The following is a 15,262-nucleotide window of genomic DNA, read 5'->3' as shown; positions in this document are numbered from 1 at the left end:
CCGTACCCGTACCGCCGCCGGCCGCGCCCGCGTCCGTGCTCACGGCTGGTCGTCGGGCGGGGTGACGGTGCGCAGCGCCATCGTCGTGGACGGGTCGTCGTGGCGGCCCGTCCCCGGACCCGTGCCGGGACCGCCCGTCCGGCCGCCGTACCCGCCGTCGTCGCCGTGCCGGCCGTACCCGCCGTCCGGCGCGGGCCTCGGGACGGCCCCGCGCGGCTGCCCGTGCGCGCCCTTCACGCCCCGCGTGCCCTTCGCGGACTTCCCGGGCCTCGCGGCCTTCGCCGCCTTGGCGGCCTTGCGGCCCTCCCGGCCGCCCTTGCCGCGCTGCCCCCGGTGCATGACGGTGCCGAGCACCGTGCCGCCCGCGCCCGTTATCAGGTCCCGCAGCCGCGCCAGCTGCGAGCGGTGCACCCCGCGCGGGTCGCACACGACGAGGACCCCGTCCACCCGGTCCACCAGCGCCAGCGCGTCGGCGTACGCGAACACCGGCGGGGTCAGCACGATCACCGTCACGTTCGGGTCGTCGGCCTCCTCCACCAGCCGGGACGTCTCCGGCGACGTCAGGGCCCGCGCCACGTTGCGCACGCGGGCGCCCGGCACCAGGTCGAAGCTGCCCGACTCGCCGGCGTCCACGACGAGCCGCCGCCCGCTGGGCCAGCCGTCGCCGTCGCCGTCGTGGGTCCAGGCGGGGCGGCCGATCTCCCGTGCCCGCAGCTGGCCTTCCAGCGACGGCTGCCGCAGTTCGGCCTCGACGATCAGCACCCGCTTGCCGGTCTCCGCGAACGACGCCGCCAGATTGACCGCCACGGCCGCGGCGGTACGGCTGGAGCCGCGCGGCGCGGCCACCAGCAGCCGCCGCCGGTCGGCGAACCGCTGGTCGTAGGCGAGCCGGTAGGCGATGGACCGGTACTCCTCCGCCAGCGGCGACTCCTCCCGGTCCTCCGTCAGCAGCGGGTCCGTCTCGCGGGTGCGGGGCAGCGAGCCCAGCACGGGCGCGCGCAGCGCCCGCGCCACATCGCCCTCGGAGCGGGCCGCCGGGTCGAACACCAGCCGCACCCACGCCATCAGCAGGCCGAGCGCGATGCCGACGGCCCCGCCGAGGCCCAGCGACAGCGCCCAGCCGGGCCCGTCGGACGAGGTGGGCGGCGTCGCCGTCCTGATCACCTTGCCGGGCGTCACGTCGAGCGCCTTCAGCTTGCTGATGCGGTTGCTCAGCTCGGTGATCCGGTTGAGGAGGTTCGCCTTGACCGCGAAGTCCGCCTCCGCGTCGGCGCCCGTCCTCCCGTCCAGCTCCCGCGCCAGCTCGTCGTGCTGCCGGGCGATCGGCGCGAGCTGCGCCTGAAGCCCCTTGATCATCGTGTCGCGGGTCTGCTCGGTCTGCTCCCTGCGGTCCGCCAGGTAGGCCGCGACCAGCGCGTTCGCCCGGCGCGCCGACAGCTCCGGGTCGGCGGTCGTGTAACTGAACCGCAGCACCTGCGACTTGGGCGGGTTGGTGACCTGCAGGCCCGTGACGAGGTTCGCCGGGTCACCGGGGAAGTCCAGCGCGTCGGCGGCGCGTTCGGCGGTGCGGCGGCTGGTGGCGGCCTGCCGCTCGGTGTTCATGTCGAGGGTCTTCTCGACGGCGATGGACGGGTTGAACGGGTCCTCCGTCGGCACCCGCAGCACCACGTCGCTGGTCGCCACATACGTGTCGGAGGTGCTGTACCCGAGCCAGGCGCCGCCCAGCAGCCCGAGCAGCACGCCGCCCGCGATCAGGCGCGGGTACCGCAGCAGCTGCCGGAACTGGTCCCGCAGCAGGTCCGGTTCGTCGTCCACCAGGACCGGCGGCGCCCCCGCCCCCGGCCCGCCGTTCACCTGCGTCACCTCTCCGCTCCTTCCACCCCGGCACCCCGCGCCCCCGTACCGCCCCCGGCACCCCGCGCCCCCGTACCGCCCCCGGAAGCCGCGCCGCCGGCACCCCGCGCCCCCGGAGAGCCCCCGGGACCCGCGCCGCCGGGACCCGCGCCCCCGGGACCCGCCCCGCCGGGACCCGCGCCGCCCGAGGGGCCTCCGGTCCCCGCGCCCGCGCCCGCCAGCACCTCGTCCAGCAGGGCGTCGTACCGGGCGAGCCCGGCCTCCCGGCCCAGGTGCGCCGCCACATGGCGGGGGCCCGCCGCGCCCAGCGCGTCAGCCGCCGACGGATCGGCGGCCAGCTTCCGTACGGCCTCCAGCAGCGCGGCCGGGTCCTCCGGCGGCACCAGCACGCCCGCGCCCGACCGCCGCACCTCCTGCGCGGTGCCGCCGCCGTCGGCGACCGACGCCACGACCGGCCGCCCGGCCGCGAAGTACGAGGTCAGCTTGGATGGCACGCTCATGTCCAGCACCGACGCCCGCTGGGTCACCGCCAGCACGTCCGCCGCCGCCAGCACCTCGGGGAACTCCGCGTCGTCCACGGGCGGCAGGAACTCCACGTTCGGCACGCCCGCCGCGAGCCGGCCCAGCGCCTCCCTCTGGTTGCCGTCGCCCATCAGCACCACCCGCACGCCGGGATCGAGCCGGGCCGCGTCGACCAGCACCTCCAGGCCCTGCTTGAGGCCCATGTTCCCCGAGTGCAGCACCACCGTGTCGCCCGGCGCCCAGCCCAGGCGCCGCCGCGTCTCCTCACGCGGCCGCGAAGGCGCCGCCACATGCGACCAGTTGGGCACCACGCGGACCCGCCCGGGCGCCACGCCGAGGGCGGTCACCCCCGCGAGGAACGTCTCGTGGATCACCCCGACCAGCGTCGCCCTGCGCAGCACGTACGCCTCCACGCGCGCCGCCGCCGCTGCCGCCCGGTCACCGCCCTCGATGCCGCTCTGCGCGGCCGCCGCGCCCATCAGGTCCTGCACCACCGGCACGAAGGGCACCCGCCAGCGCGCCGCGAGCCGCGCGGCCACCACGCCCCCGGCGAGACTGGGCAGTTGGGCCACGACGGCGTCGGGCCGTCCCATCCGGGGCGGCGCGACCGACTGGTGGGCCAGCAGCGACCCCTCGAACAGCGCCCGCCGCACCGCCGTCTGACGGGCCGGCACGGTATGGCGCCTGCGGTGCACCGTCACCCCGCCGCGCACCTCCGTGCGCCGCCACGCCCCCTGGTACGCCGGGTCGACCGACCAGGACGGGTAGTGCGGCATCCCGGCCAGCACATGGGTCTCATGGCCTCGCGCCGCCCAGTGCTCGGCGATCTGCGTGGCGTACGGTCCTATCCCGGTGTGCTCCGGGGCGTAGTTGGTGGACACCAGCAGCAGGCGCCGCCGCCGTCCCCCGTGCCCCCGGCCGGTCCCGTCCGCGTCCCCCATGCACAGCCCCCCTCAGACGAACGATCGCTCGCCGCACCCTAATCGTTCGCCTGTCCCGCGCGAAGTGTGCGCGGTACTGTCAGCCGGGACGAGCCCAGACACGGGGGGCGGACCGTTCCAGAGGGGGGCAAGCGAGTCATGTCGGAGCGCAAACCATACCGGGTGGGGTACGCGCCGGGGGCCTACGACCTTTTCCACATAGGCCACTTGAACATCCTGCGGCACGCCAGGCAGCGGTGCGACTACCTCGTCGCGGGGGTCGTCTCGGACGAGATGGCGGAGCGTGCCAAGGGCCACCGCCCGGTCATCCCGCTCATCGAGCGCCTGGAGATCGTCCGCAACATCAAGTACGTGGACGCCGCGTTCGTCGAGACCGTCCCCGACAAGCTGGAGACCTGGAAGCAGGTCCGCTTCGACGTCCTGTTCAAGGGGGACGACTGGCGGGGGACCCCGCGCGGCGACAAGCTGGAGAAGGACTTCGCGACCGTCGGCGTCGACGTCGTCTACTTCCCGTACACCGTGCACACCTCCAGCACGCAGCTGCGCCGCGCCCTCGACGCCCTCAGCGGTCCGCCGGCCGCCGCTCCGCAGGGAGAGCAGCGGGGCGGCTGAGCTCCCGGAACCACTTCGCCAGGAACAGTGGCAGGTACAGCACGGCGGCGGCGCCCAGCAGCCCGTATCCCCACAGGAACAGCGGCCCGCCGCCCAGCAGCAGGAACACCAGGCAGAACACTCCGTGGTCCACGGGCAGCAGCGCCACCGCGCGCAGCGTGGAGGGGGCGGGCGCGGCGGCCCCCGGCGCCGCCTTCCGCTTCAGCTGCTCGGTGAGCAGCCCGCCGAAGAACGTCACGATCGAGGCGAGCAGGAACACCAGCGGCACCAGCAGCAGCACGTCCGACTTGGTGCCGAAGTGGCCGGGGTGCCGGTGGAAGGCGATCAGCACGGCCGAGTGCAGCGCCGTCGTCTTGGCGCAGTCGACCACATGATCCAGCCACTCGCCCGCCGGGCTGCCGCCGCCGCGCAGCCGCGCGAGCTGGCCGTCCGCCGAGTCGAAGGCGAAGCCGACGGCCAGCGCCAACCACACCAGCGCCCCCGCCCACCAGGAGGGCGCGGCGAGCGCCAGCACCGCGATCCCGCCGAAGCTGAACGCCGCGCTCACCAGCGTGACCTGGTTGGGCGTGAGCCCGGCGACGTACGACCCGGCCGCGAGGACCCGCCCCGCGGGCCGGTTCACGAACCGGGAGTACAGCGACACCCCCTTCGCCGACTTCTGCGCCCCGGCGAGCCGCCGCAGCGCCTCGCCCGCCGTCATCCGCGCCGCGGTCCCGCTCGCCGTCCCGGCCATCGCCACCCCCTGTGTCCCGTGCAGACCGCTCATGATGGCAGCCGCCCCGGCCTCGGACACCCCGTTCTCAACCGGCCCGGCCGCCTCCCGGTCCGTGTCCCTCAGCGAGCCGCCGCCCGGTCCGCGTCCCTCAGCGGGCCGCCGCCGGGGACTTCCGCGCCGACTCCGGTACGGGGGCGTCCTCGCGTATCGCCTTCCACAGCGCGCCCGCCTGCGGCTCGGCGGGCACCACCCGGTTGGGGTCGGCCTTGTCGTACGAGACCGGGAGCATGACCGTGTCCATCGCGACCGGGTCGATCCCGCGCATGCTGCGCCCGAAGTCCACCAGCGCGGGGAGCGAGGCCAGCTCCGAGTCGGTGGTCAGCGACTCGGTCAGGGACTCGGCTATCCGGAAGGTCTTCGCCGGGCTGCCCAGCAGGTCCTGCCGCTGCACCTCCCGCAGCAGCGCCATCAGGAACTGCTGCTGCAGGCCGATCCGCCCGAGGTCGCTGCCGTCGCGGTAGCCGTACCGGGTGCGCACGAACTTCAGCGAGTCCGTCCCGTTCAGCCGGTGTGTGCCGGGCTCCAGGGAGAAGCCGCCCTTCGTGTCCCGGATCGGCTCGCGGACCTCGACGGTCACCCCGCCCAGATCGTCGACCAGGTCCTTGAACCCGGCGAAGTCGATCTCCATGAAGTGGTCGATGCGGACCCCCGACATCTTCTCGACCGTCTTCACCACGCAGGGCGCGCCGCCCGTCCCGTACACGGAGTTGAACATCACGCGCGTCGCGGGCCCGGCCTCCCCGCCGCCGGGCCGCGCGCAGGCCGGGCGGTCCACGAGCGTGTCGCGCGGTATGGACACGGCGACGGCCTTCGTGCGGTTGTGCGACACGTGCACCACGAGCGCCGTGTCCGACCGGGCGCCGCCCACCGCGCCGCCGTCGAGCGCCGCGTTGTCCCCGGCGCGCGAGTCGGAGCCCAGGACCAGCAGGTTCGTCGCGCCGAGCGCGCCGGGCGCCTTGCGCGGCCGGTCGTCACCGAGCGCCTTGCCGATGTCGACGCCCTGGATGTTCCCCTCCAGGCTGCGGTACGCCCACCAGCCGGCGCCGGCGACCACGAGCAGCACCACCACACAGCCGCCCCCGACCCACCGCCACACCCGCCGCCGCCGACGCGGCGCGCCCCCGGTGCCCTCCGCGCCCGCCACACCTTCCGCGCCCGTGCCCATGCCCGTACCCGCCCCGTCAGCGCCGCCGGCGCCGTCCGTCCCGGTCGCGCCCACCCCGGCGACCGGCTCGCTCTCGCCCGCCATCTATGCCCCCCTTTGCCACTGATCGCTGAACTATAAGCGCGCCCCCGGACCCCGCGGGAGGGCTGTGGACAACGCCCTGTGGACAACCCCCGTGGCCACCCCCGGCGGGCGACCCCCGTGGCCCCCCCCCGGTGAGCGACCCCCGGCGGGCGGCCCCCGTGGCCCCCCCGGCGGGCAACCCCCCGGTGGGCCACGCGGACGGGCCAAAACGCCGAAGGGGCGCCGCACCGGTGACCCGGTGCGGCGCCCCTCACGGTCGCGCGACGGCTAGTGCACGCCGCCCATCAGCGGCTGGACCCGCTTGCGGAACATCAGGATCGCGACACCGCCCAGCACGGCGATGGCGCCCTGGCTCGCGAACCACCACTCCGTGTCGGTCGGCGCGCCGACCAGCTGCAGCAGCGAGATCACGGACGAACCGGCGGTCACGGCGAGGAACCAGACGCCCATCATCTGCGAGGCGTACTTGGCCGGGGCCAGCTTCGTCGTGAGGGACAGGCCGACGGGGGAGAGGGTCAGCTCACCCACGGTCTGGATCAGGTACACCGACGCGAGCCACAGCGGGGTGACCTTCACGCCGCCCGCCGACGCGGTCTGCGCCAGCATCATCACGAAGAAGGAGCTGCCGATCAGGAGCAGACCGGTGGCGAACTTGCTCAGCGTGCTGGGCTCCTTGCCCCGGCGGGACAGGGCCACCCACAGCCAGGCGAAGACCGGCGCGAGCGCCATCACGTAGAGCGGGTTCAGCGACTGGAACCAGCTCGACGGGAAGTCGAGCCCGAACAGCGTGTTCGCGGTGTTGTCCTTGGCGAACAGGGTCAGCGTGGAACCGGTCTGGTCGTAGATCGCCCAGAACGCGGCGGCGGCCACGAAGAACCAGGCGTACGCCGACATGCGGGACCGCTCGACGGGCTCCAGGTCGGTGTCGCGGCGCACCTTGACCAGGTAGTACGTCGGCAGGGCCAGGCCCAGGATGGTCAGCGGCCACAGCACCCAGTCGATGGTGAACTGGCCGCTCAGGCCGACCAGGCCGTAGGCGGCGGCGGCCACGGCCAGCCAGATCAGGCCGCGCTTGAGGACACCGGCGCGCTCGGCGGGCGTCAGCGGGGCCGGAACCTCGTTCGACTCGGGCGCCAGGCTGCGGAAGCCGAAGAAGTAGAAGAGCAGGCCGAGACCCATGCCCACACCGGCCATGGCGAAGCCGAGGTGCCAGTTGACCGTCTGGCCGACGAGGCCGATGGTCAGCGGGGCGGCGAAGGCACCGAGGTTGATGCCCATGTAGAAGATCGTGAAGCCGCCGTCACGGCGCGGGTCGTTCTTGTCCCGGTAGAGGTGGCCGACCATCGTGGAGATGTTGGCCTTCAGCAGGCCGGAGCCCGCCGCGATGAACGCCAGACCGAGGAAGAACGACGCCTCCATCGGCAGGGCCAGCAGGAAGTGGCCGATCATGATGATCGTGCCGGAGATGGCCACCGTCTTGCGGGCGCCCCACACGCGGTCGCCGAACCAGCCGCCCGGCAGGGCGAGCAGGTACACCATCGCGTTGTACACCGAGTAGATGGCGATGGCCGTGGCGTCCTCGAAACCGAGACCGCCGTCGGCCGCCTTGGCCGACAGGTACAGCACGAGCAGGGCGCGCATGCCGTAGTAGCTGTAGCGCTCCCACATCTCGGTCATGAAGAGGTAGGCCAAGCCGCGGGGGTGGCCGAGGAAGGTCTTCTCGTAGGCCGGGGTACCGGTCGAGTCCTTCGTCAGGCTGGACGCCATGGTCGATCCTTGTTCGTTCGGGACGCGTGTCGCCTCGTGGGCGACCCGCGCCCGCTCCGGGCGGCCGGCACCGGGACGGCGCGGGCCGTACCGGTGTCCACGCCCCGCCGCGCGCGACGAGTGTCGCGCCGCGGAGCCCGGCCCACAGGTCATTCCTTCGCCGAGCAGAAAAGAGACCTTTGGTGCGTCAACGAGTGAAGCCGCCAAAGGTCCCCGATTACCACTTCGAGCGTCTCGCCACCATACGCCACGACAGTGCGGCATATGGAAGGACTTGAGAGATGGATCACAGGGATCGCTGGAACCGCGGCCGCACTTTCAAAGGTCATTGTCAGGATCGCACCTCGGACCCCCAGGCCGTAACGATCTTGACCTGATCCCCCCACGACCCACACGTCCTGCGGACTACCATCACTGCATGACGCGTGTACTGCTCGCCGAGGACGACGCATCCATCTCGGAGCCCCTCGCCCGCGCCCTGCGGCGGGAGGGGTACGACGTCGAGGTGCGGGAGGACGGACCCAGCGCGCTCGACACGGGACTGCAGGGCGGCGTCGACCTCGTCGTCCTGGACCTGGGCCTGCCCGGCATGGACGGCCTGGAGGTCGCCCGGCGGCTGCGCTCGGAGGGGCACACGGTGCCGATCCTCGTCCTGACGGCCCGCGCCGACGAGGTCGACACGGTCGTCGGACTGGACGCCGGCGCCGACGACTACGTCACCAAGCCGTTCCGCCTCGCCGAGCTGCTCGCCCGCGTACGGGCCCTGCTGCGGCGCGGCTCCGCCGAGCCCGCCCCGCAGCCCGCGACGCACGGCGTCCGCATCGACGTCGAGTCGCACCGCGCCTGGATGGGCGACGAGGAGCTGCAGCTCACCGCGAAGGAGTTCGACCTGCTGCGCGTCCTGGTCCGCGACGCGGGCCGGGTCGTCACCCGCGACCAGCTGATGCGCGAGGTGTGGGACACCACCTGGTGGTCGTCGACCAAGACGCTCGACATGCACATCTCATGGCTGCGCAAGAAGCTCGGCGACGACGCGGCGAACCCGCGCTACATCGCCACCGTCCGGGGCGTCGGCTTCCGCTTCGAGAAGAGCTGAGGCGACCTCTCCGTGCGCCGCCGCCTGATCAGCTCCACGCTCGCCGTCGTCCTGGTCGTCATCGCCGTCTTCGGCGTCTCCCTGGTCATCGTGGAGACCCGGACGATCACCAGCAGCGCCCAGGAGAGCGTCGACTCGGAGGCGCTGCGGCTCGCCAGCATCGTGGACAGCCGGCTCATCAGCGGCGAGCGCGTCGACCCGGACATCCTGTCCGACCACAGCGGCGCCGAGCGGTACGCCCGCATCGAGATCCCCGGCAGCCCCCGCATCGAAGTCGGCGACCGCCCCGACGGCGGTGTCATCCGGGGCACGGCGGTGGGGGAGCACGGCGAGAAGGTCACCGTCGAGGAGTCCCGCTCGTCCATCACCCGCGAGGTCGGCCGCACGATGCTGATCATCGCCGCCGTCGCGCTGCTCGCCGTCGTGGCGGCCGTCCTCCTCGCCGTACGTCAGGCCAACCGGCTCGCGTCCCCGCTGACCGACCTCGCCGAGACCGCCGAGCGGCTGGGCTCCGGCGACCCGCGGCCCCGGCACCGCCGCTACGGGGTGCCCGAGCTGGACCGCGTCGCCGACGTGCTGGACGCCTCGGCGGAGCGCATCGGGCGGATGCTCACCGCCGAGCGGCGCCTCGCCGCCGACGCCTCCCACCAGCTGCGCACACCGCTGACCGCGCTGTCGATGCGGCTGGAGGAGATCGCTGTCACCGACGACCTGGACACCGCGCGCGAGGAGGCGACGATCGCGCTCGCCCAGGTGGAGCGGCTCACGGACGTGGTGCAGCGGCTGCTGACCAACTCCCGGGACCCCCGCACCGGCTCCGCCGTCGCCTTCGACCTGGACGAGGTCGTCAAGCAGCAGATCGAGGAGTGGCGCCCGGCCTACCGCAGCGCGGGCCGCGCGATCGTACGGTCGGGGAAGACCGGCCTGCGGGCGGTGGGCACACCCGGCGCGGTCGCCCAGGTGCTGGCCGCGCTGATCGAGAACTCGCTGATGCACGGCGGCGGCACCGTCGCGCTGCGCACCCGCGTCACCGGCAACCAGGTGGTCGTCGAGGTGACCGACGAGGGGCCGGGCGTCCCGGCGGACCTCGGCGCGCGGATCTTCGAGCGGACCATCAGCGGCCGCAACTCCACGGGCATCGGCCTGGCCGTGGCCCGCGACCTCGCGGAGGCGGACGGCGGCCGACTGGAGCTGGCGCAGCTGAAGCCGCCGGTGTTCGCGCTGTTCCTCAGCCGCGAGACCGTACGCAAGGACGAGGCCGTACGCCGGGACGAGACGCCGTCCCCCCGTCCCATCCGCTGACGGCCGGACTCCCGCCCGGTCCGGCCGGTGTCAGCGGCGGCCCGCCGGGGCGGCCGGGGTGGGGGAGTCCTGCGGGCGGCGCTGCACCAGAACCGTCGCGGACGCGGCCGGGGCGCCGTCGTCGCCCTCCGCGTCCGCCGATCCCTTCTCCCCGCCGGTCTCCGGGGTGTCCGGAAGCGTCCGGAAGACCCATGTGCGGTACGACCAGAACCGGAACAGGGTGCCGACGCCGATTCCGAAGAACTTGAAGAAGTTGTTCTGCAGCGGGCTGTCCCAGCCGAAGCCGTACGTCGCCGCGTACAGGATTCCGTTCTCGATCACCATTCCGGCCGCGCTGAACGCGAAGAACAGCGTCGCCTCACGCGTGCGGCCCGTCTTGTCCCGGTCCCGGTAGGTGAAATAGCGGAAACCGACGTAGTTGCAGGCGATGGCGATGACCGTGGCCAGCAGACTGGCGCGGACGACCTGCAGCTCCGTGGTCTGGCGCAGCAGGTTGAACGCGCCCATGTTCACCAGCACGCCGATTCCGCCGACGAGACCGAATTTCGCTATCTCCCGGACGAGCTGTTCCAGCCGCACCCGAAGGGCGCTCTGTTCCGTCATATTGATCGTTTCAGTCCCGTCCGCGGTCATGTGCGTCAACCCCGTCATGCTAACCATCACCCGGTCGGGACGCGCGGGTATGCGAGGCCCCGGAGACCCCCGCCGGGCGGCCACCGTCACGCCAAGCGACGGGCGGCGGATACGCTAGGAGGGTGACGTTCCCGGTAGTCGGCATGGTCGGCGGCGGTCAGCTCGCCCGCATGACCCACGAGGCGGGTATCCCCCTCGGCATCAGATTCAGGCTTCTCAGTGACACGCCGCAGGACTCCGCGGCCCAGGTCGTGAACGACGTCGTCATCGGCGACTACCGCGACCTGGACACGCTGCGTGACTTCGCACGCGGCTGCGACGTGATCACCTTCGACCACGAGCATGTGCCCACCGAGCACCTCAGGGCTCTGGAGGCGGACGGCATCCCCGTCCGCCCGGGCCCCGACGCGCTGGTGCACGCCCAGGACAAGGGGGTGATGCGCGCGAAGCTCGACGCGATCGGCGCCCCCTGTCCCCGCCACCGCATCGTGAAGGACCCGGCCGACGCGGCGGCGTTCGCCGCCGAGGGCGGGGGCTTCCCGATCATCCTCAAGACGGTGCGCGGCGGCTACGACGGCAAGGGCGTGTGGTTCGTCCGCTCCGAGGAGGACGCCCGCGACCCGTTCCTCGCCGGGGTGCCCGTCCTCGCGGAGGAGAAGGTCGACTTCGTACGGGAGCTCGCGGCGAACGTCGTCCGCTCCCCGCACGGCCAGGCCGTCGCCTACCCGGTCGTCGAGTCCCGCCAGGTCGACGGCGTGTGCGACACGGTCATCGCCCCCGCGCCCGGCCTGCCCGAGGAGCGCGCCCTGGAGGCCCAGCGCCTCGCCCTGCGCATCGCGGACGAGCTCGGCGTCGTCGGCCACCTCGCGGTCGAGCTCTTCGAGACCCGCGACGGCCGCATCCTCGTCAACGAGCTGGCGATGCGCCCGCACAACTCCGGCCACTGGACCCAGGACGGCGCCGTCACCTCGCAGTTCGCCAACCATCTGCGGGCCGTCCTCGACCTGCCGCTCGGCGACCCGCGGGCCCGCGCCCGCTGGACGGTCATGGCGAACGTCCTCGGCGGCGACTACCCGGACATGTACCAGGGGTATCTCCACTGCATGGCCCGCGACCCGCAGCTCAAGATCCACATGTACGGCAAGGACGTGAAGCCCGGCCGCAAGGTGGGCCACGTCAACACCTACGGCGACGACCTGGACGACGTGTTGGAGCGCGCCCGCCACGCCGCCGACTACCTGCGAGGAACGATCGTTGAGTAACGCACCCGCGCCTCTCGTCGGCATCGTCATGGGCTCCGACTCGGACTGGCCCGTGATGGAGGCCGCCGCCCAGGCCCTCGACGAGTTCGAGATCCCGTACGAGGTCGACGTCGTCTCCGCGCACCGCATGCCCCGCGAGATGGTCGCGTACGGCGAGCAGGCCGCCGACCGCGGCCTCAAGGCGATCATCGCCGGGGCCGGCGGCGCCGCGCACCTGCCCGGCATGCTCGCCTCCGTGACGCCGCTGCCGGTCATCGGCGTGCCCGTGCCGCTGAAGTACCTGGACGGCATGGACTCGCTGCTGTCCATCGTGCAGATGCCGGCCGGCGTGCCGGTCGCCACGGTCTCCGTGGCCGGCGCCCGCAACGCCGGGCTGCTCGCGGCCCGCATGCTCGCCGCGCACGACGCGGACCTGCTGGCCCGCATGAAGGAGTTCCAGCAGGACCTGAACGACCAGGCCACGGAGAAGGGCAAGCGTCTGCGGGCCAAGGTCGAGGGTTCGGCGTCCTTCGGTTTCGCGAAGTGACGGGGGCGGCGCCCGCGGCGGGCGGGGCACCGGTGAGCGGCGGCACCCCGGCGGCCGGTACGGCTCCGGCCGGCGGCGTGCGGGACCTGGACGCGGCGCGCGAGCTGCTCGCCGAGTTCCCCGTCGTCGACGGCCACAACGACCTGCCGTGGGCGCTGCGCGAGAAGGCCGGGTACGACCTGGACCGCCTCGACGTGGCCGCCGACCAGACCGGCCGCCTCCACACGGACCTGCCCCGGCTGCGCGCCGGGGGCGTGGGCGCCCAGTTCTGGTCGGTGTACGTCCGCAGCGACATGGCCGGCGACGACGCGGTCAGCGCGACCCTGGAGCAGATCGACTGCGTCGACCGGCTGCTGGAGCGCCACCCGGCGGAGCTCGCCGCGGCGCTGACCGCCGACGACATGGAGGCGGCGCGGGCCCGGGGCCGCATCGCGTCCCTCAAGGGGGCCGAGGGCGGCCACTCCATCAACAACAGCCTCGCCACCCTGCGCGCCCTGTACGCGCTGGGCGTGCGCTACATGACCCTCACCCACAACGACAACATCGCGTGGGCGGACTCGGCGACCGACGTGCCGCGGGTCGGCGGCCTGTCGGCGTTCGGCCGCGAGGTGGTCCGCGAGATGAACCGCCTGGGCATGCTGGTGGATCTGTCGCACGTGGCGGCGACGACGATGCGGGACGCGCTCGACACCAGCGAGGCGCCGGTGATCTTCTCGCACTCGTCGTCCCGCGCGGTCTGCGACCATCCGCGCAACATCCCCGACGACGTACTGGAGCGGCTGCCCGCCAACGGGGGCGTCGCGATGGCCACGTTCGTACCGAAGTTCATCCTGCCCGAGGCGGTGGAGTGGACGGCCCGCGCCGACGAGAACCTGCGGGCGCACGGCTTCCACCACCTCGACACCTCGCCCGAGGCGATGCGGCTGCACGCCGCGTTCGAGGAGGCGCACCCGCGGCCGGTCGCCACGGCCGCGACGGTCGCGGACCACCTCGACCACATGCGGGAGGCCGCCGGGATCGACCACATCGGCATCGGCGGGGACTTCGACGGCACGGCGTTCACGCCGGAGGGCCTGGACGACGTGTCGGGCTACCCGAACCTGATCGCGGAGCTGCTGGCCCGCGGCTGGTCCCGCACGGACCTGGCGAAGCTGACCTGGCACAACGCGGTCCGGGTCCTGCGGGACGCGGAGGCGGTGGCGCGGGACGTGGCTGCCCGCCGGGGGCCGTCCACGGCCACCCTCACCACCCTCGACGCCTAACCCCCCAGGGCCCTCCAGGGCACCAGGGGTCGACGCGCCGGAGAGGCGCCCCGCAGGGGGGCCGGGGGTCGACGCGCCGGGGAAGGCGCCCCGCAGGGGGCGTCAGGCTCGGGGGCGGCCCATCGCGCGGAACGTCCACCCCGCGGCACGCCACCGCTCCGCGTCCAGCGCGTTGCGCCCGTCCAGGATGATCCGCGCGTTGACGACCTCGCCCAGCTCCTCCGGGTCCACCTCGCGGAACTCGCGCCACTCCGTCAGGTGCAGCACCACGTCGGCGCCCCGCACGGCCTCCAGCACGCTCTCCGCGTACCCGAGCGTCGGGAACACGCGGCGCGCGTTGTCCATGCCCTTCGGGTCGTAGACGGTGACCTGGCCGCCCTGGAGGTGGATCTGCCCGGCGACGTTCAGCGCGGGCGAGTCCCGCACGTCGTCGGAGTCCGGCTTGAACGCCGCGCCCAGCACCGCGACCCGCTTGCCGAGGAACGTCCCGTCCCCGAGCGCCTCGCGCGCCATGCCGACCATCTGGCTGCGGCGCCGCATGTTGATGGAGTCGATCTCCCGCAGGAACGTCAGCGCCTGGTCGGCGCCCAGCTCCCCGGCGCGGGCCATGAAGGCGCGGATGTCCTTGGGCAGGCAGCCGCCGCCGAAGCCGATCCCGGCGCGCAGGAACTTGGCGCCGATCCGCTCGTCGTAGCCGATGGCCTCCGCGAGCCTGGCGACGTCGCCGCCGGCGGCCTCGCAGACCTCGGCCATCGCGTTGATGAAGGAGATCTTGGTGGCGAGGAAGGAGTTCGCGGCGGTCTTCACCAGCTCGGCGGTGGGGAAGTCGGTCACGACGAACGGCGAGCCCTCGCCGACGGGCACCTCGTACACCTCGCGCAGGACCTTCTCGGCGCGCTCGCTCTCCACGCCGACGACGATCCGGTCTGGGTGGAGGGTGTCCTGGACGGCGAAGCCCTCGCGCAGGAACTCCGGGTTCCACGCCAGCTCCACGTCCGCGCCGGCGGGGGCGCGTTCGGCGAGGAGCCGCGAGAGGCGCTCGGCGCTGCCGACGGGGACGGTGGACTTGCCGACGACCAGGCACGGCTTCTTCAGGTGCGGGGCGAGCGCCCCGAAGGCGGCGTCGACGTACGTCATGTCGCAGCCGTACTCGCCGTGCTTCTGCGGCGTGTTCACGCAGACGAAGTGGACGTCGCCGAAGTCGGCGACCTCCTCCCACGAGGTGGTGAAGCGCAGCCGCCCGGTCGAGCCCTCGATCCCGGCGACGTGCTTGTACAGCAGCTCCTCGAGCCCCGGCTCGTACATGGGGACGCGGCCCTGCGAGAGCATCTCGATCTTCTCGGGGACGATGTCGAGCCCGAGGACCTCGAAGCCGATCTCCGCCATGGCCGCTGCGTGGGTGGCGCCGAGGTATCCGGTGCCGATCACGGTGATCTTCAGGGCCATGTGCGCTGCTCCAGT

General features: G+C 73.3%; 13 protein-coding genes. 6 read left to right on the top strand and 7 right to left on the bottom strand.

The features are described from left to right. Positions 1-39: 39 nt before the first annotated feature. Entirely contained in the window at positions 40-1,863 is a 1,824-nt protein-coding gene (locus ACSUPT_RS10970) for a lipopolysaccharide biosynthesis protein (RefSeq protein WP_436944146.1), read from the bottom strand. Further along, complete coding sequence (locus ACSUPT_RS10965; protein WP_436944145.1) at positions 1,860-3,317, bottom strand: glycosyltransferase family 4 protein; 1,458 nt, start codon at positions 3,315-3,317, stop codon at positions 1,860-1,862. Before ACSUPT_RS10965 ends, ACSUPT_RS10970 begins: the two co-directional genes overlap by 4 nt. A gap of 138 nt (positions 3,318-3,455) precedes the next feature. Here ACSUPT_RS10965 and ACSUPT_RS10960 point away from each other — a divergent pair, with 138 nt between their 5' ends. Continuing rightward, a complete protein-coding gene (locus ACSUPT_RS10960; RefSeq protein ID WP_351965352.1) occupies positions 3,456-3,929 on the top strand; it encodes an adenylyltransferase/cytidyltransferase family protein in 474 nt (157 codons plus the stop codon). Here ACSUPT_RS10960 and ACSUPT_RS10955 read toward each other — a convergent pair. The 3 genes from ACSUPT_RS10955 to ACSUPT_RS10945 form a co-directional block, all read right to left on the bottom strand. Further along, positions 3,880-4,662, bottom strand: a complete 783-nt coding sequence (locus ACSUPT_RS10955) for a CDP-alcohol phosphatidyltransferase family protein (protein WP_436946197.1) — start codon at positions 4,660-4,662, stop codon at positions 3,880-3,882. The genes ACSUPT_RS10960 and ACSUPT_RS10955 overlap by 50 nt on opposite strands. Before the next feature lie 130 nt (positions 4,663-4,792). Beyond that, positions 4,793-5,869: an LCP family protein gene (locus ACSUPT_RS10950; RefSeq protein ID WP_436946196.1), complete on the bottom strand. Its 1,077-nt coding sequence runs from the start codon at positions 5,867-5,869 to the stop codon at positions 4,793-4,795. A 351-nt stretch (positions 5,870-6,220) separates the two neighbouring features. Next, positions 6,221-7,720 (bottom strand): peptide MFS transporter, encoded by a 1,500-nt coding sequence (locus ACSUPT_RS10945; RefSeq protein WP_351965354.1) that lies wholly within the window; start codon positions 7,718-7,720, stop codon positions 6,221-6,223. A 418-nt stretch (positions 7,721-8,138) separates the two neighbouring features. On the opposite strand from ACSUPT_RS10945, the gene ACSUPT_RS10940 reads away from it, so the two are divergent. Both ACSUPT_RS10940 and ACSUPT_RS10935 read left to right on the top strand, forming a co-directional pair. Beyond that, complete coding sequence (locus tag ACSUPT_RS10940; RefSeq protein WP_351965355.1) at positions 8,139-8,816, top strand: response regulator transcription factor; 678 nt, start codon at positions 8,139-8,141, stop codon at positions 8,814-8,816. Positions 8,817-8,828: 12 nt separating this feature from the next. Further along, on the top strand, positions 8,829-10,118 hold the full coding sequence (locus ACSUPT_RS10935) for an ATP-binding protein (RefSeq protein ID WP_351965356.1): 1,290 nt from the start codon (positions 8,829-8,831) through the stop codon (positions 10,116-10,118). 30 nt (positions 10,119-10,148) lie between these two features. On the opposite strand, the gene ACSUPT_RS10930 is transcribed toward ACSUPT_RS10935, so the two are convergent. Next, on the bottom strand, positions 10,149-10,721 hold the full coding sequence (locus tag ACSUPT_RS10930; protein ID WP_351965357.1) for a GtrA family protein: 573 nt from the start codon (positions 10,719-10,721) through the stop codon (positions 10,149-10,151). 152 nt (positions 10,722-10,873) lie between these two features. Here ACSUPT_RS10930 and ACSUPT_RS10925 point away from each other — a divergent pair, with 152 nt between their 5' ends. From ACSUPT_RS10925 to ACSUPT_RS10915, 3 genes are read left to right on the top strand one after another with little or no spacing between them, the layout of a single operon-like run. Beyond that, entirely contained in the window at positions 10,874-12,013 is a 1,140-nt protein-coding gene (locus ACSUPT_RS10925; RefSeq protein WP_351965358.1) for a 5-(carboxyamino)imidazole ribonucleotide synthase, read from the top strand. 28 nt (positions 12,014-12,041) lie between these two features. After that, positions 12,042-12,539 (top strand): 5-(carboxyamino)imidazole ribonucleotide mutase, encoded by a 498-nt coding sequence (gene purE, locus ACSUPT_RS10920; protein WP_399219041.1) that lies wholly within the window; start codon positions 12,042-12,044, stop codon positions 12,537-12,539. A gap of 32 nt (positions 12,540-12,571) precedes the next feature. Continuing rightward, entirely contained in the window at positions 12,572-13,801 is a 1,230-nt protein-coding gene (locus tag ACSUPT_RS10915; RefSeq protein ID WP_436944144.1) for a dipeptidase, read from the top strand. 102 nt (positions 13,802-13,903) lie between these two features. Here ACSUPT_RS10915 and ACSUPT_RS10910 read toward each other — a convergent pair whose 3' ends face one another. After that, positions 13,904-15,247 (bottom strand): UDP-glucose dehydrogenase family protein, encoded by a 1,344-nt coding sequence (locus ACSUPT_RS10910; protein ID WP_436944143.1) that lies wholly within the window; start codon positions 15,245-15,247, stop codon positions 13,904-13,906. Positions 15,248-15,262 lie beyond the last annotated feature (15 nt).

It is taken from the genome of Streptomyces sp. SudanB25_2051 (assembly GCF_964272635.1).
Taxonomy (GTDB): Bacteria; Actinomycetota; Actinomycetes; order Streptomycetales; family Streptomycetaceae; genus Streptomyces.
This window is presented reverse-complemented; position numbering and strand designations above follow the sequence as displayed.